Source organism: Hoeflea sp. AS16 (genome assembly GCF_038900095.1).
In the GTDB taxonomy this organism is placed as follows: Bacteria; Pseudomonadota; Alphaproteobacteria; order Rhizobiales; family Rhizobiaceae; genus Hoeflea.
This window is the reverse complement of the sequence record NZ_JBBMQQ010000012.1, coordinates 83807-101452: the sequence shown is the minus strand read 5'-3', so window position 1 is coordinate 101452 and position 17646 is coordinate 83807. Positions and strand designations below refer to the sequence as shown.

The 17646-nt window shown below is 60.5% G+C and carries 17 protein-coding genes and 1 tRNA gene; 13 read left to right on the top strand and 5 right to left on the bottom strand.

Annotated features, from left to right (window positions below; genetic code table 11):
* Positions 1-244 precede the first annotated feature (244 nt).
* A complete protein-coding gene (locus WNY80_RS21050) occupies positions 245-517 on the top strand; it encodes a hypothetical protein (RefSeq protein ID WP_342889373.1) in 273 nt (90 codons plus the stop codon).
* A gap of 5 nt (positions 518-522) precedes the next feature.
* Here the strand turns inward: WNY80_RS21050 and WNY80_RS21045 are convergent.
* Positions 523-599, bottom strand: a tRNA-Arg gene (locus tag WNY80_RS21045).
* Between the two features lie 576 nt (positions 600-1175).
* Here WNY80_RS21045 and WNY80_RS21040 point away from each other — a divergent pair.
* Both WNY80_RS21040 and WNY80_RS21035 read left to right on the top strand, forming a co-directional pair.
* Positions 1176-1604 carry a D-Ala-D-Ala carboxypeptidase family metallohydrolase gene (locus WNY80_RS21040; protein ID WP_342889372.1) on the top strand — a complete coding sequence of 143 codons (429 nt, stop codon included), beginning with the start codon at positions 1176-1178 and terminating at the stop codon, positions 1602-1604.
* A 379-nt stretch (positions 1605-1983) separates the two neighbouring features.
* Positions 1984-2730, top strand: coding sequence for an NYN domain-containing protein (locus WNY80_RS21035; RefSeq protein WP_342889371.1), 747 nt, complete (start codon positions 1984-1986; stop codon positions 2728-2730).
* A gap of 189 nt (positions 2731-2919) precedes the next feature.
* Here WNY80_RS21035 and WNY80_RS21030 read toward each other — a convergent pair whose 3' ends face one another.
* Positions 2920-5586 (bottom strand): EAL domain-containing protein, encoded by a 2667-nt coding sequence (locus WNY80_RS21030; protein WP_342889370.1) that lies wholly within the window; start codon positions 5584-5586, stop codon positions 2920-2922.
* A 507-nt stretch (positions 5587-6093) separates the two neighbouring features.
* On the opposite strand from WNY80_RS21030, the gene WNY80_RS21025 reads away from it, so the two are divergent.
* From WNY80_RS21025 to WNY80_RS21015, 3 genes are all read left to right on the top strand, one after another.
* Positions 6094-7050, top strand: coding sequence for a tripartite tricarboxylate transporter substrate binding protein (locus WNY80_RS21025; protein WP_342889369.1), 957 nt, complete (start codon positions 6094-6096; stop codon positions 7048-7050).
* A gap of 134 nt (positions 7051-7184) precedes the next feature.
* Positions 7185-8699: a tripartite tricarboxylate transporter permease gene (locus WNY80_RS21020; RefSeq protein WP_342889368.1), complete on the top strand. Its 1515-nt coding sequence runs from the start codon at positions 7185-7187 to the stop codon at positions 8697-8699.
* On the top strand, positions 8692-9150 hold the full coding sequence (locus WNY80_RS21015; RefSeq protein ID WP_342889367.1) for a tripartite tricarboxylate transporter TctB family protein: 459 nt from the start codon (positions 8692-8694) through the stop codon (positions 9148-9150). Before WNY80_RS21020 ends, WNY80_RS21015 begins: the two co-directional genes overlap by 8 nt.
* Before the next feature lie 25 nt (positions 9151-9175).
* On the opposite strand, the gene WNY80_RS21010 is transcribed toward WNY80_RS21015, so the two are convergent.
* On the bottom strand, positions 9176-10060 hold the full coding sequence (locus WNY80_RS21010) for an NAD(P)-dependent oxidoreductase (RefSeq protein WP_342889366.1): 885 nt from the start codon (positions 10058-10060) through the stop codon (positions 9176-9178).
* A gap of 39 nt (positions 10061-10099) precedes the next feature.
* The gene (locus tag WNY80_RS21005; RefSeq protein ID WP_342889365.1) at positions 10100-11290 is read right to left on the bottom strand and encodes an NAD(P)/FAD-dependent oxidoreductase; all 1191 of its coding nucleotides are present in this window, start codon (positions 11288-11290) and stop codon (positions 10100-10102) included.
* A gap of 178 nt (positions 11291-11468) precedes the next feature.
* Here WNY80_RS21005 and WNY80_RS21000 point away from each other — a divergent pair, with 178 nt between their 5' ends.
* Entirely contained in the window at positions 11469-12599 is a 1131-nt protein-coding gene (locus WNY80_RS21000) for a hypothetical protein (protein WP_342889364.1), read from the top strand.
* 62 nt (positions 12600-12661) lie between these two features.
* On the opposite strand, the gene WNY80_RS20995 is transcribed toward WNY80_RS21000, so the two are convergent.
* Entirely contained in the window at positions 12662-12931 is a 270-nt protein-coding gene (locus tag WNY80_RS20995) for a hypothetical protein (RefSeq protein WP_342889363.1), read from the bottom strand.
* A 535-nt stretch (positions 12932-13466) separates the two neighbouring features.
* Here WNY80_RS20995 and WNY80_RS20990 point away from each other — a divergent pair.
* The 6 genes from WNY80_RS20990 (at position 13467) to ureC (ending at position 17619) form a co-directional block, all read left to right on the top strand.
* A complete protein-coding gene (locus WNY80_RS20990; RefSeq protein WP_342889362.1) occupies positions 13467-14297 on the top strand; it encodes an urease accessory protein UreD in 831 nt (276 codons plus the stop codon).
* Positions 14298-14307: 10 nt separating this feature from the next.
* Positions 14308-14610 (top strand): urease subunit gamma, encoded by a 303-nt coding sequence (locus WNY80_RS20985; protein WP_342889361.1) that lies wholly within the window; start codon positions 14308-14310, stop codon positions 14608-14610.
* 9 nt (positions 14611-14619) lie between these two features.
* Entirely contained in the window at positions 14620-14925 is a 306-nt protein-coding gene (locus tag WNY80_RS20980; RefSeq protein WP_342889360.1) for an urease subunit beta, read from the top strand.
* Positions 14925-15251: a hypothetical protein gene (locus WNY80_RS20975; RefSeq protein WP_342889359.1), complete on the top strand. Its 327-nt coding sequence runs from the start codon at positions 14925-14927 to the stop codon at positions 15249-15251. Before WNY80_RS20980 ends, WNY80_RS20975 begins: the two co-directional genes overlap by 1 nt.
* Before the next feature lie 173 nt (positions 15252-15424).
* On the top strand, positions 15425-15850 hold the full coding sequence (locus WNY80_RS20970) for a lysozyme inhibitor LprI family protein (protein WP_342889358.1): 426 nt from the start codon (positions 15425-15427) through the stop codon (positions 15848-15850).
* A 56-nt stretch (positions 15851-15906) separates the two neighbouring features.
* Positions 15907-17619, top strand: coding sequence for an urease subunit alpha (gene ureC, locus WNY80_RS20965; RefSeq protein ID WP_342889357.1), 1713 nt, complete (start codon positions 15907-15909; stop codon positions 17617-17619).
* Positions 17620-17646 lie beyond the last annotated feature (27 nt).

Genomic DNA, 17646 nt, shown 5'->3' with positions numbered 1-17646 from the left:
TTCAAGTGCCCATGGGATGCCGGTCCGGAGCTGGAATCGTATGACATCAGGTCCGCCGATACGCCGCTTCGCACTGGGATTTAGTCACCTGGATATCCGTCTCATGGGTTGCACTCAGGCGATGCCGTCGGGCATCATTCATATTGGTTGCACCCCCCAGATCTGACCCACGGGCGCTGACGCCGGACAATACCGGCCATAACGGCGTTTGGGCCTCAAGCTTTCATAAGATCGACTTTGCCGCATGGGGGGCGAACTGGGGGGCGAAGGATTAGTGGAAAAGTCTCTGCAAGCAGAGCAGATAACAGCGTTGATAGACGTGGCCGTCAAGCTGCATGATCGTGCTTTTGAAGAGCACAAAGCACGCAAATCGCAGATATCGCTGGTAACAGCCGCATTGGCGATTGTCGGAGGGCTGTTTGCCCCATGGGTAGGAAAGCTGGGTGAGCGGCCAGTCGTGGTTACGATATGGGTGCTTTATCAAGGCGCCCAACCAAATAATCCGCTAAATCATTGAAAAAATGGCGCACCCGACAGGATTCGAACCTGTGACCTCTGCCTTCGGAGGGCAGCACTCTATCCAGCTGAGCTACGGGTGCATCCGTGGCGCTTGGCTCGCTGGTTTCACTCCGGTGTCCGGATTGATTTTCGCGTTGCAAAGCAGCTGACAAACGGTCTTCTAGCCGATCACGGGCGGCGCATCAATGGGTTTGTCAGATCGATTTGCGGCTCCTCCTCAGGCAGGTCTCACAGGGGCGAAACCTGTCGCGTACGCCGGGGGAGCCCAGGTTCACAGCAGGACAGAGTGATGCCCGGTGAGCGGTGTCGCTGTGCCGAGTTTGACGCGTTGGATGGCACCCGCTTGATCAAGGCTTGAAAGTTCCAGGGCTTCGCTCCCCTGAATACCTCTCGCGAATTTGTCATCGATGGCCTGGACAAGGGCGGTGCGCGAGGAGGTGCGAGATGAGCTCGTTGTGCCGGGAGGGAGTTGAAGACCTGGAGTGCCGGCCCTGTTTCTCGGGTGGCTCCACGCCTGTTGCTAGGTTTCGTGCCGGGACGCATGTGGGTGGAGGTGGGCTTTTTGCCTGAACACATTCACGCCACACTTGCTGCCTAGTTCATGCTGCATCGCACAATAAATTGGCGTCCTGAACGTCGTTGCACACCGGATTCCAATGCCTAAACACATTCTGCTGATCATCATGACCGCTCTCTTTCTGGGCGGTGGTCCCGCACCGGTGTCGTCATCGCACGGCGAGGAATTGTCCAGTTCCAAGCTGACCCATGACGTGACCTACTACTACAAGCGCCAGACCAAGCGCGTTGTGGCCAAGTGCATGCCGGCCAAGCTCCTGAAAATTCTCGGGCACATCCGCAAGAAGACAGGTGTCAGACCCATCCTTACATCCGGGCATAGAAAGCACGGCCGCAAGAAATCGATGCATCGACATTGCAAGGCTGCCGACATCAGGGTTCCCGGCGTGTCTGACAAGCGTCTGGTCCGGATTGCACGAAGTGCACCGGGGATCGGCGGTATCGGCCGGTATTGCAACGGCATCATCCATGTTGACGTTGGCGCTCGTCGTGAATGGAAACACTGTTGAATAGTGGCATTGGCCTCACCCATGCCGGTCGGCAAGATCTATAGCACGTCACGGCTCTGCTCCTGACCGAGAGCCGTGTTCAGGCCTTCTTCATTGCGTTTGAAAAAGATCGAGCCATGAGCCGCGCCGGTTGGCGCCCATGCCTTCCGGATAGCCGGGTTGGCAAGTCAATTCGTGCCCGCTGCGAAGCCGCCGGACCGGGGCATGAAAAATGTGCAACACCTACTTCTGTTCCAGCCGCTGCATCGCCAACTGTTGGAAAAGCCCTGGCCGTGGGCGACGATGGGAGCGGATGGGTCTGATTCCCGATGCAGGACTCATGAACAGGCCGGGCCTGTGAGGCTTTGGCAGAAGACACGCGAATGATTGGAGTTTGAGTATGACAGCTGAACCACGTGCACCACGGCTTGCCGTCTTGATCGACGCCGACAACACGTCAGCCAAGATCGTCGATGGCTTGTTCGAGGAGATAGCCAAGATCGGGGAGGCGAGCGTCCGGCGGATCTACGGCGATTTCGCCAGTCCGCGGTCCAAGGGCTGGACCGAGGTTCTGGCCCGGCATGCGATCATCCCGCAACAGCAATTTGCCTACACGACCGGCAAGAATGCCTCGGACATTACCCTGGTCATCGATGCTATGGATCTCCTGCACAGTGGCCGCTTTGACGGCTTCTGCCTGGTCTCGTCCGACAGCGACTTTACCCGGCTCGCATCCCGGATTCGCGAACAGGGCGTCGATGTTTTCGGTTTCGGCGAGCAGAAGACGCCCGAGAGCTTCCGGCAGGCTTGCCGCAGGTTCACCTATACCGAGAACCTGCTGCCCGACCTTGTATCCGACAACAGCGACACCCCGGCTGCTTCCAGGTCGCTCCAGCCGCCGAGTGCTGCGACACCCATCTTGCGAAAGGTTATCATGCAGATGGAGAGTGAAGACGGCTGGGTTCCTCTCGGCGCCCTGGGAACGCAACTGGCCAACCTCTCGTCCGATTTCGATCCCCGGACCTACGGTTTCCGCAAGCTCAGTGATCTCGTGCGCAAGACCGGCGCCTTCGAGCTCGATCAGGGTGATGGGAAAACATTGCGCGTGCGCATGAAGCCGGCTGGCCGCAAGAAAGCCGATGCCTGATGCGCCGGTAGCCGGGGTTTGCGGCAGATGCTCCACCCCGGCTTCAAATCGGCCGGCAACGTGAACAATCCGCGGACCGGATCATGGGCGTTTGCGCGCCCTTGTCTGCGAACACATCTCCGGTGCGCTGACGGTTTCCAGTCGGATGCCGTCAGCCGGTGATCGGCCTTTGCCGGCAAAGGCAAGGCCTCATGCTACCTGGCGCCAGCTTTCCTCGCGGATGAACGCCATCAGTTCGTCCGACGGCATCGGGCGGGCGAGGGCATAACCCTGCAGCGTGTCGCAACCGATATCGCGCAGGATGGCTGCGTGCTCCATGGTTTCCACGCCTTCGGCCACGACCTTGATGCCCAGCGACTGGCCGATGTCGATGATCGATGCGACGAGGTTGCGCTGGCTGTCGGATCTGAGCAGCGGAGAAATCAGCTGCCGGTCAATTTTCAGCCGTGCCGGCTTTACCTGCACAAGGCTGACGATGGACGCAAAGCCGGTGCCGAAATCGTCGATCTCGATATCGATGCCGAGGGCCTTGAGATGGGCGATGTTGGCGACGATGGTTTCATTCTTGTCGTCCAGGAAGATCGATTCGAGCAATTCGAAGGAAAGCGTCCCGCGATCGAAGGCAAGGCCGTTCAGGCTTTCGATGAGATCGTCGTCGTAAAGCCGGCCGGCGGACACATTGACGGACATCTTCGGGATCGAGAGGCCGGCAGCCTTCCAGCGTGTCGATTGCCACAGGGTCTGCTCAAGAATGGCACGGTCGACCAGCGGCACCACATTGAGTTCGCCCGCGGTCTTGAGGAATGCGTCCGGCGCAAGCACGCCCTCGCTCGGATGGATCCAGCGGGCCAGCGCCTCGACGCCGACAATATCGAGCGTTTTTGCATCGAATTGCAGCTGGAAATACGGAATGAACTCGTTCCGGTCGAGACCGTTGAGGATGTCGTCGGCAATCCGCTTGTTGCGAATGATCTCGGCTTTCAGCGACGCGTTGAAGAATTCGTACCGGTTGCGTCCGTTGCTTTTGGCCCGGTAGAGCGCGATATCCGCATCGATAAGCAGCCGCTCGCCATAGTTCGTCTTGTCCGGGTCTCCCATCGCGATTCCGATGCTGACCCCGAAACGGCATTCATGCCCCTCGTAGGGAACGGGTTCGCGCATTTTCATGATGATCCGGTTGGCCAGTGCCGCCAGTTCATCCTCGTTTGTCTCCGATGTGGTGGCGATGATGAATTCATCGCCACCGATCCGCGCGACAAAATCGCCGGCACGGACACTGGCGGATAACACCGAAGCCGCATGCGACAGCATGGCGTCTCCCGCCGCATGGCCCAGCGTATCGTTGATCTGCTTGAACCGGTCGAGATCGATATGCAGCAATGCTGTCACCGTGTCCCCGGCCTGTCCGCCGGCAAGCTTGTTGTCGAGGAACCGGCGGTTTGGCAGGCCGGTCAGACTGTCATGCAGCGAATTGTGCTCCATCTGGGCGCGGGCTTCTTCAAGCTCGCTGTTTCGCTGTTCGGCACTCTGCTTGGCTGCCAGCAGTCTTGCGTTGAGCTCGACATCCGCCGAGACATCCCAATTGACGCCGACGATGTAGCGCTGGCCGCCAAGCTCTTCATGCACCGCTCCGATTGAGCGAACCCACCGTGTGGCGCCTTCGCTTGTGGTGACGCGAAAATTGGAAGTGTAGGTCCGGCTTTCCCTGACTGCCTGCTGGAAATCCTTGTTGGCCTGTACGCGATCGTCGGGGTGGACCGCGGTGAGCCAGGTATCCATCGTGACCTGCTTGACGTCATCGGAAATGCCATAGAGCTCCCCCATCCGCCTGTCCCAGGTCACTTCCAGCGTATCCAGATTGAGCTCCCAAACCCCGATCCTGGATGTATCCAGCGCCAGCTGGTGTCTGCGTGAAAGCCGCTGAAGCTGCAGCCTCCGCCGGTCGAGTTCCTGCATGTGCGCATGGCGCAGGTCATTGAGATAGCCGACAATCGAGATCGGCAGGATGACGAGCAACCCGGCCAGCAGGATGAGAAACCGAATCTGCCAGGCATTCTCGGGCGTGCTCGACCATCCCGCGGCGGGAATGGCCGCGATCTGCCAGCTTCCGCTTGGCAGGGAAACCTGTGATGTCACCGGGTCGTCGTTGAAGATCCCGGCATCGCCAAAGAAAACTCCGCCCTTTGCACCGGTTGCGTTCTGTCCACGAATGGCGATTTTGATCGGCAGATCATCCGAGCGCAGGCCGCTTTCGGCGAAGAGCCGGTCCACGTCGACAACGGCAGACACCAGACCCCACAATGTTCGTGTGCCGGAATCGTTCTCGGTGAAAACCGGAAAACGTCCGATAAACCCCTTCCCGCCTTGCAGCAGGTTCACGGGGCCTGCCAGCACCATTTGTTCGGAGCGGACCGCACGCATTGCAGGTTCGCGCTGTATGTCGTTCTTGCGGTAATCGAGCCCGATGGCCTGCTCGTTCCCCTCCATCGGGTACATCAGGCTGATAACCAGCCCTGGGGCGCCGGCAATATTGCGCAATTGCGAGTGTTGTCCGATCAGCCCGCCGGCAATGCTGGCAAAGCGCGCCTGATCTATGTCGGGCTGCGTTGCGATGACGGAAACCAGCCCGCGGACAAGCTGAATATTGCTTGTAATGTTGCCTTCAAGCTTTGCCCGCACCAGGCCCAGCTGCTCGCTGACTTTTGCGTGGGTCTTTTGGTGATGAACGATACGGTTCTGGTATTCCGCGAACACGCCGGTCGCAACCGTGACCGCGAGTGCAATCGAGCCTGCAATGACACTCGGCCTCAGGAACAGGTGACCGCGTTTCAATTTGAGCTTGGAGTTTCCTGTCATCGCAATCCACAAGTAACCATTGATGAGCGCCGGACCCCACGGTCTGGGCTCCGGGCGGGGCTGAACTCATTTGGATGTAATGCTAATTCAGAAAGTCGTAATAAATAGCTAAGGCATTCGCGGAACCACTGTCTGAGGTTTGCAGAAAAGGCGACGTAAACCTGCGGCAAGCCTTCAGGCTTTTTCTGGCTAGGCCAGTAAAACGGCTTTTGCGGGAAATATTGCGCCCTGTCTGGCTGTCGTGTGCCCATTACGCCAGAGCCGGGCTGGGGGGTGATACCCACACCCGCACGGGCGCGCTCCGGTGGTTTGTACCGGCGTTCGGAGGTTGGCTTCTGCTTGGTTTCAATTATTCCCGAACCCGCATGACAAACCGGATTTCTCCTGATTAAATGATTGTGCTGGCGTGCCTCCGACCTGGGAGAAGGATGGGGGAGGGGCAATCGACAGCCTTATTGCGGGCGCCGATGAAAGCGCTTGCATCCAGGAACTTTTCGGGAGGAAAGCATGTTGAAATTGAAATCCGTCAAGACGTTGGTGATTGCATCCGCAGTCTCGCTTGCCGCCGCGACTGCCGCTCTGGCGTTTCCGGACAAATCGGTCGAATACATCATTCCGTTCGGTCCGGGCGGTGAATCCGATATTTCCGCCCGTTTCCAGCAGCCGTTCTTCAAGGAAAAGTTCGGTCAGGACCTGGTGGTTTCCTACAAGCCCGGTGGCGGTGGCGCTGTCGGCTGGGCCCAGCTCAATTCGATGGCCGGCGATGGCTACACGATCATGGGCATCAACCTGCCGCATATCGTCATTCAGCCCGCGCAAAAGGATGTCGGCTACACCACTGATGACATCAAGGCGTTCTACATGTTCCATTACACCCCCGATGCGATCGTGGTGACTGCGGACAGCCCCTATCAGACCCTGGCCGACCTGATCGCGGACGCAAAGGCCAATCCCGGTGCGCTGACCATGTCAGGTTCCGGCAAGGCAACGGCCAACCACCTGGCCCAGATCCGCTTTGACAAGATGGCCGGCATCAAGACCACCTATGTACCTTTCAAGGGAACCGGTGCGTCGACCACGGCGGCGCTGGGCAAGCAGGTCAAGGCACAGTGGGGATACACCACCGTGGGTGCGGCCCAGGGCGATGCCGTGCGTCTGCTGGCCGTCGCCATGGAGGAAAGGCACCCGTTGTTCCCCGACGTGCCGACCTTCAAGGAACTCGGTTTTGACATGGTCGGCGGTGCCTATCGCGGCATGGCGGTCCCCAAGGACACGCCGGATGAAACCGTCAAGGCGCTGTCAGACATGTTCGGGGAAATCAACGCCGACGAAGCTTTCCGCAAGCAGATGCTGGATGGCGGATTTGCGCTTCTCGATGTTGGTATCGATGGCATGGCCGAATTCATGAAGGCCCGCAAGGACGAGTATATCGAGGCGGCAACGGAAGCCGGTTTGCTCAACTGATCCTGTGCTTTGCACCCGGGCCTGTCCGGCCTGGGTGCTCCTTCCATGAGGTGTGAACCGCCGCAAGCTGTGAGCCGCAGTTCGTGGCATGCAGTCGGCAGGGTTTTGCACTCGAGCTGAATGGACAATCCGATATGGATTTTGAACATCTGGCCAATGCGCTGACACTGACCAATCTGGCGCTTGCGCTGTTCGGCGTTGTCGCCGGCACAATCATCGGATCGATACCGGGCCTGTCGGCAACCATGGCCGTCGCGGTGCTGGTTCCGATCACATTTTCCATGGCCCCCGCATCCGCCCTGATCCTGCTTGGCGCCATCTACACCGGGGCGATCTATGGCGGCGCCTATTCCGCCATCCTGCTCAATACGCCCGGCACCCCGTCGGCTATCGGCACCACCTTCGACGGCTATCCCATGGCCAAGCGCGGCGACGGCGATCTTGCCGTCGCCATCGCCTGCTATGCCAGCGTATTCGGCGGCATGATCGGGGCCCTGGCGCTGCTTCTGCTGGCACCGCCCCTGTCATCGGTGGCGTTGGCGTTTGGCCCGGTGGAATATTTGTGGCTGTCTATCTTCGGCCTGTCGCTGATCGCATCATTGTCGACCGGCAACGTGCTCAAGGGGCTCGCCGGCGGAGCTTTCGGCCTGCTTCTGTCCTGTGTCGGCGTGGCCGAAATTTCAGCCGACATCCGCCTGACCTTCGGCAGCACCACCATGATCGGCGGCATCGAAGTGGTCGGTGCGCTGATCGGGCTCTATTGCATTCCGGTGCTGATCGACCTGGTGGCAACGCCCGAACGTCATCTCAAGGTGGAGGAGGGGGGACGTGCGGTTCGTTTTCGCGAAGGGGCGATCATCGCCTGGCGCTCGCGCTACAACCTGCTGCGCTCCTCGATCATCGGCACCCTGATCGGCATCCTGCCGGGCGCCGGCGGTTCCGTTGCTGGTCTTGTGGCTTATTCCGAGGCCAAGCGCACCGCCAGGCCGGAGCAGAAATTCGGCGATGGTGAACCCGATGGCGTCATGGCGACCGAAGCCGCCAACAACGCCACCGTCGGCGGCGGCTTCATCCCCACCCTGGTCCTCGGCATTCCCGGCACGCCTCCCGATGCGGTCATCCTCGGCGCGCTGCTGGTGCAGGGGGTCAGAACTGGACCGACCCTGTTCGAGGGCGGCGGTTCGATCGTCTACACCTTCATCTACGGGCTGTTCATCGCCACCATCCTGATGCTGCCGACAGGTCTGTTGATCGGACGTTATGCCTACAAGACCATCGTCACCATCCCCAAGACCATACTCGTTCCCTCGGTGGGCTTCATGACCATCATCGGCACCTTTGCCATTCGCAATTCGATCTCCGATATCGTCATCATGATCGTGCTTGGCACGGTCGGCTGGGTGCTGTCGCGCTTTGGCTTCGCCGCGTCACCCATCGTGCTCGGGCTCATTCTTGGTCCGATCGCCGAGCAGGGCTTTGTCCAGGCTTGGATCATCGGTGACGCCACCGGCAACCTGGCCGGCATGTTCTTCGGCCGGCCGATTTCGCTGGCGATCATCGCCTTCACCATCCTGTCGCTGGTCTATCCGGTCATTCAGGGCAGGCGGGCCAGGAAACTTCTCGAAATGCAGGCAGGGTCCAATGACTGAATCTTCATCCAGATCCGGCAGGAAAGACATCGGAACCCTGATCGTGGCGAGCCTGTTTATAGGCCTGGGCCTGGTCACGCTTTACGATGTGACGACCTATTCAGACCGGGATTCCGTGGTTTTCCCAAGCTTTGTTGCCTATGCGCTGATCTTCTGCTCGGTGCTGGTGGTCATTGCGTCCTGGCTGCGGCCGAACCAGCACAACGGCTTTGGCAGCGGCGACTGGTGGCGCAGGCTGTTGCTGGTCGCAACCATGCTTGCGGGCTGCTTTGTCATGCCGCTGATTGGTTTCCTGCCAGCCACGGTGATTGCCTTTGCCGGCGGGCTGGTCTCAGCGCGGCACGAGGGATGGGACGCCAGAAGCGCGATCGTCTTCGCGGCCTCCGGCGTCTTCATCATGGCCGGTTTTTACGCGTTGTTCCGCTTCGCATTGGGCGTGCCGTTGCCGTGACTGGCAGTCCCTGCGCAACCTGGTCTCACTTCACGTATTTGCGCCAGTTGTGCTCTTCCTTGAAGCCGAGCATCTCGCGGATCTTGCGGTTTGAATAAAGCGCTTCATGCTCGCCCATCTCGCGGGTAAACGGCACGCCGGGAAAAAACTGCTCGGCGATCTTGGCCGTCGGCATGTCGACCGAGTTGGTATCATTGCCGGCGTTGAATATCTGGAACCCGAGCCCGTCTGTGCTCAGGCAGCGGTCGACGATCTGGCCAAGATCGCGGGCATCGATATAGCAGAAGATGTTGCGGCGGCGGACGCCCGGATCGACGAAGAAACCCGGGAACCGGTCATATTCGTCCGGCTCCATCACGTTACCGATGCGCAACGCATAGATGTCGGCGCCCGAACGCCGCTGGAAACTGCGCGCGGTCTGTTCGTTGATGACTTTCGACATGCCGTAGGAATCCATCGGATTGACGTCCATGTCCTCTTCCACCGGCAGCGAGGCGGGGCTGACCTCGCCATCGGCGAAGCAGACGCCATAGGTGGTTTCCGACGATGCGATGATGATCTTGGGGATGCCGAGTTTCACCGCGGCTTCAATCACGTTGTAGGTGCCGACCGTGTTGATGCGGAACGTCTCGTTGTCCGGCCGGATCAGGATTCGCGGCACGGCGGCGAAATGCACCACGGCATCGAATTTCGGCACGCCGGTTCCGGGCTCGAGTTCATCGAAATTGGCGTAGCTGGTCATGACGTTGAACATCTGGCCTGAATCGGTGATGTCGGCCGTCAAATTGTCGACGCCCGGATGATCGAGCGGCGTCAGGTCGACATTGACCACGCGATGGCCGCGGTCGAGGAGATAGGGAACCACATGCCGGCCCGCCTTGCCGGATCCTCCGGTGAACAATACGCGCATTGCTGTCTCCTCCATATTCCTGCGTTTGATTGGGCGCTGTCAGGCGCTGCGTCCCGCCGCGGCCCCGGAAGACCACGCCCATTGAAAATTGTGGCCGCCCAGATGGCCGGTGACATCGACCACTTCGCCGATGAAATGCAGACCCGGCACCAGGCGGCTTTCCATTGTCTTCTGGTTGATCCCGGCGGTATCGACACCGCCCAGCGTCACTTCCGCCGTGCGATAGCCTTCGGTACCGCCCGGCACGACACGAAAATTCCGTATGCCGGCCAGTATCTCGTCAATTGCCGCATTGCTCAAGTCCGCCAGCCGCGACGCCGCCTCGCCGGCCTCATTGCCGAGCTGCTGTGCCAGCCGTTTGGGCAGCACTTCTGCCAAGGCGGTCCAGATTGATGCTTTCGGACGCGCCGTGCGTTCGGATTTGACATGCGCTGCCAGGTCAATACCGGGCGCAAGATCAATCGAGACCGTATCGCCCTCGCGCCAGTAGGACGAGACCTGCAGCATCGCCGGACCTGACAGCCCACGATGGGTAAACAGCATGGCTTCGTCAAAGGCCGCGCCATTGCACGATGCATGAACATCAAGCGATACGCCCGACAGGCTGCCCCAGCTCTCATGCATGTTCGAGGCCCAGGTGAACGGCACCAGCCCTGCGCGGGTGTCGGTTACCGGATGGCCGAACTGTCTGGCCAGATCATAGCCCAGGCCGGTGGCGCCCATCTTCGGAATCGACTTGCCGCCGGTGGCGATCACCAGCGACTGCGACTGCCATGAACCGGCGCTGGTCCGCGTCTGAAAGCCGTCATCCGTTTTGCTGACCTCGACAATCTCCGTCGCCAGTTCCATCCTGACTCCGGCCTCGCGCATGTCGTCGGTCAGCATGGCGATGATCTCGCGCGCCGATCCGTCGCAGAACAACTGTCCCAGCGTCTTCTCGTGAAACGCAATGCCGCGGGCTTTCACCCGGTCGATGAAATCATGCTGGGTGAAGGATTTGAGCGCCGAGATGGCAAAGTGCTTGTTGTTCGAAATGAAGTTCGCCGGCGTGCAGTGCATGTTGGTGAAATTGCACCGCCCGCCGCCGGAAATGCGGATTTTCTCCCCCGGCGCCTTGGCATGATCGATCACCACCACCGAGCGGCCGCGCCGTCCGGCTTCGATGGCGCACATCATGCCCGCAGCGCCCGCGCCCAGAACGACGACATCCGTTTTGGTGATGGCTGACATGCAGTCTCCGGAAAAAATGGGTGCGGCTTTGAACAAGCTGCCTCGTTTGAGAGCAAACGCATTAGCAGACCGGGCGCCCGCAACAAAGCCCGGCGGGCAACTTCATGCCTGTGCCACGTTGGTTGCCAGCAGCACGCCGGGGACTGTAGGACAGCTCCAGCGTCCACCGGATTTGACCATGGCCATCTGTTCTTTCGATCTCGATCCCGTTTCCTTCAGCATTGATCTGAGTGTCGGCCATATTGCCGGCCTGAAAATCCGAGAGGGCAACCGCACGCTCTCTCCGCTGCACCGTACGCCGTGGGTCGACGACCCGGCAGCCCGGTTTCCTGAAGGCACACCGCCCAATGTCCGGCGCCTGTCAGGCGATTTCCTCTGCGCGCCGTTCGGGCGCAACGATGTTGAGCCTGCGCCCTCGCATGGCTGGCCAGCCAACAGCGGCTGGGACCATGTCGAGACTGTCAGCCTGAAAAACCGGCTCACGGCGGTGTTCCGTCTCCAACGGCGCGTCATGGGAGCCGTTGTCGAAAAACGCATGACGTTGATCGCCGGCCATCCCTTCGTGTATCAGGAACACAGTTTCTCCGGCGGTCACGGTGCTGTCTCCGCCGCCCATCATGTCATGGTGCACATGGCCGATGGTGGCGATCTTGCGGTCTCGCCCAAGCAGAGTGCCCGTACGCCACCCGATGCTCTGGAAACCGATCCGGAGCGGGGCCGCTCCATTCTCGCCTATCCGGCAAGTACGGCTGATCTGACCGCTTTCCCGCTCGCAAATGGTGCTGTGGCGGATCTGACGAAGTATCCGGTAGGTGAGAGGCACGAGGATTTTCTCACGCTTGTCGAGGCGCCCGGTCGTCCGCTTGGCTGGAGTGTCGTCAGCCGCAAGTCGGAACAGGACCGCATCATCGTGCTCAAACGTCCCGACGTGCTGCCGGTGACGATGTTGTGGATGAGCAATGGCGGACGCGATTACGCCCCCTGGTCCGGTCGCCACACCGGCGTGCTTGGCATCGAGGATGCACGGGCATCTCCATCGGGACACGCGGACTCGTGCCGCGAGAACGAACTCAGCCTGTCAGGAATTCCAACCGCATTCGATCTCGCCAAGGAGCCTGGGGTTGTCATGCGCCAGATCATTGGTGCCTGTGCTGCTGCGCCGGGGCAGGGCAGGGTCACCGATGTGACTGCGGAGGAAGACAGCCTGGTTGTGCATCACGAGGGCGGAAGCATCTGCAGGCTCAACTATGATCCCGGCTTTCTTGCCGGACAATTCACCGGCAAGGCCCCCGGTTGTCGCAGCGTATGAAACGACTGCAGCCCGCCGGACAAGGTCGGGCGGGCTGCAGCAGATGTCGTCAGTATTGGGGATCAGCAGGCTGCTTCGTAGATGCGGCCATACGCATCGCGGTAGCGGCACATGCCGGGAGTTGTCGCTGCACCGATCAGCGCGCCGGCAGCACCACCAATCAGGGCGCCGGCTGCGACACCCCTGCTGCCGCTGCCGGTAGCTGCTGCGATCAGAGCGCCGGAGCCCGCACCAATGGCGGCACCGCCTGCGGCCCGTTTTTCAGTTGTCGTGCATCCAGCCGCGGCAAGAAGAGAAACCGCTGCGAGGGTTGAAAGAACGAGTCTGGTCATCAAAGGCTCCATAATGGGGTGCTGTTTTCAAGCGGAGGCAAATCACTCGAAGGAGGGTTTCTGCTTCCTGTTTGCAGTTTCATTATACAGGATAACAATTGCCGAGACCATCATGGCAATGCTCATCGCCAGAGCGAGCGTTGAAATCAACATGGTCAGTCCTTTCCCGTCATTCTTCGGATGTTTCGCCTGTTCAACGCCGCAAGCCGGCTTTTGGTTGCGTCGGGCGTTAACAAATTTTTACTTGCTGAATTGTCGCGGATTTGGAGTTCTCCAAATCCCGGCCGCCGTTGCGTGCCTGGCCGCGCCGAATCGCCGTGGGGCGTGTTTGGGCAGTCTGTAGCCAGGCGGTGCACATAAAATAGCCTTTATGCCCGCCGATTGATCAACCGGGAGAGGTGATACGGATTTGATCTGCTTCTCGGTTGAAACCGCTTGCGCCAGTGCATGGCTTTTCCGATGATCGAGCCCGACACCATTGAGGATGCCGATGAATTCCCTGCTCCCGCTTCCGAAGCCGCAAACCGGAGTGCCTATGCAGCGCACCCGTGGTGGTGGACGCCTTTTGGTCAAGCAGTCGGCAGGCGAAAGCCGCATCGATCGCCTGTATCAGGATGGCTCCGCGCGTATTCGCATCCCGCGTGTTCCGCGCGGCTCGCCGCTTGAAGCGGTGCTGATCAACACCGCCGGTGGCTTGACCGGTGGCGACCGCATGGACTGGAGTTTCGAGGCGGGCGAGGCGGCCTCGATGACACTTGCCACCCAGGCTTGCGAGAAAACCTACAAGGCGCAAGGCACCAGCGAGGCCCGGGTCTCGGTGCAGTTGAAGCTCGATGCCGACAGTTCGCTGGCCTGGCTGCCGCAGGAAACCATCCTGTTCGACCGGGCCCGTCTGGCGCGCTCCATCGAGGTGGACATGGCCGCGGGGTCGCGTCTCTTGATGGTCGAGCCGGTCGTCTTCGGCCGTCTTGCCATGAAGGAGGCTGTTGTCGAAGGTTCCTTCCATGACCGCTGGCGCATCCGCCGTGACGGGCATCTGCTCCATGCCGAGAATATGCGGCTTGGCCCGCAGATCGACGATGCCCTGACGCGCACGGCAGTGGCCGGCGGCGGGCTCGCTGTCGCCACCGTGCTGATGATCGCGCCGGAAGCCGAAGCAAGGTTGCATGCCGCCCGCCAGTTGATCGGCAAATCCGGCGGCGCCAGTTATCTGTCCATGCGCCGGAGTGGACCCGAAACGCCCGAAACTGGCAAGCTTCTTGCTCGGATTGTTGCTGCTGACAGCTACGAATTGCGCAAAGTGCTCGTACCGTTGATCCGCCTGCTCAACCCGCTGGGCGGCATGCCGAAAGTCTGGTCGATATGAAAGAGACGACATGAACCTGACACCAAGGGAAAAAGACAAGCTGCTCATCGCCATGGCCGCCATCGTGGCGCGCAAGCGGCTGGAGCGGGGCGTCAAGCTCAACCACCCCGAAGCCATCGCCCTGATCACCGATTTCGTTGTGGAAGGTGCGCGCGACGGTCGCGCCGTGGCCGATCTGATGGAGGCTGGCGCTCACGTGGTCACCCGCGACCAGGTGATGGACGGCATCGCCGAAATGATCCACGATATACAGGTCGAGGCGACGTTTCCTGATGGCACCAAGCTGGTGACCGTCCATGAACCGATACGGTGAGGAATGACCATGATCCCAGGTGAAATCATCACGCCGGATGGCGACGTCGAACTCAACTCTGGCGCTGTAACGGTGACGCTGAAGGTGGCCAACACTGGCGACCGGCCGGTGCAGGTCGGCAGTCATTATCATTTTTACGAAACCAATCAGGCCTTGAGCTTCGACCGCGAAAAGGCCCGTGGCCAGAGGCTCGATATCGCCGCGGGCACCGCCGTCCGGTTCGAGCCCGGCCAGGAACGCGATGTAACCCTCGTGCCGTTGTCAGGTGGCCGCGAGGTCTATGGCTTCCGCCAGCAAATCATGGGCAAGCTCTGATGGCGCGGCGCAAGTCGAAGCCATTCGATATCTGGCGCTCCAGCGCAGAACTGGGGGCATTGGCGTTTGAAACCCATGCTGTTGTCACCATGCGGATGATGGGCATGGCAGGCCTTTGGCCCGTGGAAAAATCTGAAAATGATCGCATGATGTCGGAGAAGCAGCCGGCCTTCGCCAAGGCCGCATCAGAGGCGACAAGGGTAGCGATGCAGGGAGGGCGGATGGATGAAGTCGTTTCGGCCGCCACCAAATCTTTGACCACCAAGGCGCGCGCGAACCGCAAGCGGCTGACGGCTGGCACTGGCCCAGGCCAGAAGAAGCGCTGATGCGAGCCAATATGGTGTTCTGGTTTCCGGGCTGTCTTGACGAGCTCGATTGGTAGAACTGCCCTGCTTTTTCGGTCTGATGAACAATCGGGGTGAGTATGGCGTGTGTATTTCTGGGGTTGCGTGTTTCTGGTGCCGGCAAAACAGCCGGTTTCTGGCAGGAAGGTAATACAATGCTTGGTGTACGGACCATTTCACGGTTTCTGCCGTTGCTGGCTTTGATTGCGGCGCCGGCGCTGGCCGACGAGTTGCCCGACTGCATCGATCCGCAGACCCAGATGGAAATGACCTATTGTGCCAGCCTCGACTATGAAAAGGCCGATGCCGGTCTCAATGCGCTCTGGCCGGACATCGTCGCCGCGGCCAAACAGAATGACGAGTATGTAGCCGGGCAGGTCGAGGGCACCGGCGTGCCGACCACGTTCGAAGCATTGCTCGCAGCCCAGCGTGCCTGGCTCAAATACCGCGACGCGCAATGCGAATACGAGGCCTATGAAGTCTTTGGCGGCACCATGCAGCCTATGGTCGGAAGTCTCTGCCTGGCCCGCCTGACCCGCGAACGTATCGAGCTGCTGTCTCGCTCTCTTGAGAGTCGTTGATGGCCCGCTTCTTGCTTGTTCGAGTGGGCAAGTCTTAAACGAACCGAGGATCAGCAATGCCCGCCAGGATCTCCCGCTCAGCCTATGCCGCCATGTATGGCCCGACCGTCGGTGACAAGGTCCGGCTCGCAGATACAGAGCTTTTCATAGAGGTCGAGAAGGATTTCACCACCTATGGCGAGGAGGTCAAGTTCGGCGGCGGCAAGGTGATCCGCGACGGCATGGGGCAAAGCCAGGTCACCCGCGCCGACGGGGCGGTCGATACGGTCATCACCAATGCGCTGGTGGTTGACCACACCGGCATCTTCAAGGCCGACATAGGTTTGAAGGATGGCCGCATCGCCGCCATTGGCAAGGCCGGCAATCCCGACACCCAGCCCGGCATCGACATCATTGTCGGGCCCGGCACGGAAGTAATCGCCGGAGAAGGCAAGATCCTCACCGCCGGCGGTTTTGACAGCCATATCCATTTCATCTGCCCGCAGCAGATCGAGGAAGCCCTGATGAGCGGGCTGACCACCATGCTCGGCGGCGGCACTGGTCCCGCCCACGGCACGCTGGCCACCACCTGCACGCCGGGGCCCTGGCATATCGGCCGCATGATCCAGGCAATGGACGCTTTCCCGATGAACGTCGGTCTTGCGGGCAAGGGCAATGCTTCCAGGCCCGCAGCCCTGGAGGAGATGATCCTCGGCGGTGCCTGTGCGCTCAAGCTGCACGAAGACTGGGGCACGACACCCGCTGCCATCGACAACTGCCTTGCAGTGGCCGACCAGTACGACGTGCAGGTTATGATCCACACCGACACATTGAACGAGAGCGGTTTTGTCGAAAGCACCGTCGACGCCATCAAGGGGCGCACCATCCACGCCTTCCACACCGAAGGTGCGGGCGGCGGTCATGCGCCCGACATCATCAAGGTCTGCGGGCTGGCCAATGTCATCCCGTCCTCGACCAACCCGACCCGGCCCTACACGGTCAACACCATTGCCGAACATCTCGACATGCTGATGGTCTGCCATCACCTCGACAGCGCCATTCCCGAAGATATCGCCTTCGCCGAAAGCCGCATCCGCAAGGAAACCATCGCTGCCGAGGACATCCTGCACGACATCGGCGCCTTCTCCATCATCGCGTCCGACAGCCAGGCCATGGGCCGCGTCGGCGAAGTCATCATCCGCACCTGGCAGACCGCCGACAAGATGAAGCGCCAGCGCGGAGCCTTGCCCGAGGAGACGGGCGACAACGACAATTTCCGCGTCCGCCGCTATATCGCCAAATACACCATCAACCCGGCCATCGCGCAGGGCGTTTCCAGCCACATCGGTTCGATCGAAGTCGGCAAGCGCGCCGATCTGGTGATGTGGAACCCGGCCTTTTTCGGCGTCAAACCCGACATGGTGCTCTTGGGCGGAATGATTGCAGCAGCCCCGATGGGTGATCCCAATGCCTCGATCCCGACACCGCAGCCGGTGCACTACCGCAACATGTTCGGCGCCTACGGCAAGGCGCGGACGGAATCCTCCGTCACCTTTGTCAGCCAGGCGGCAATCGAGGACGGGCTGGCGCACAAGCTGGGCACCGCCAAACAGCTTTGCGCCGTCGAAAACACCCGCGGCGGGATTTCCAAGTCGTCCATGCTGCTCAACAACGCGCTGCCCCATATCGAGGTCGATCCGGAAACCTACGAGGTTCGCGCCGATGGCGAGTTGCTGACCTGCGAACCGGCAACTGTCCTGCCAATGGCGCAGCGGTATTTCCTGTTCTAGGCGCGGCAGCCGGACTGCCTGAAATCC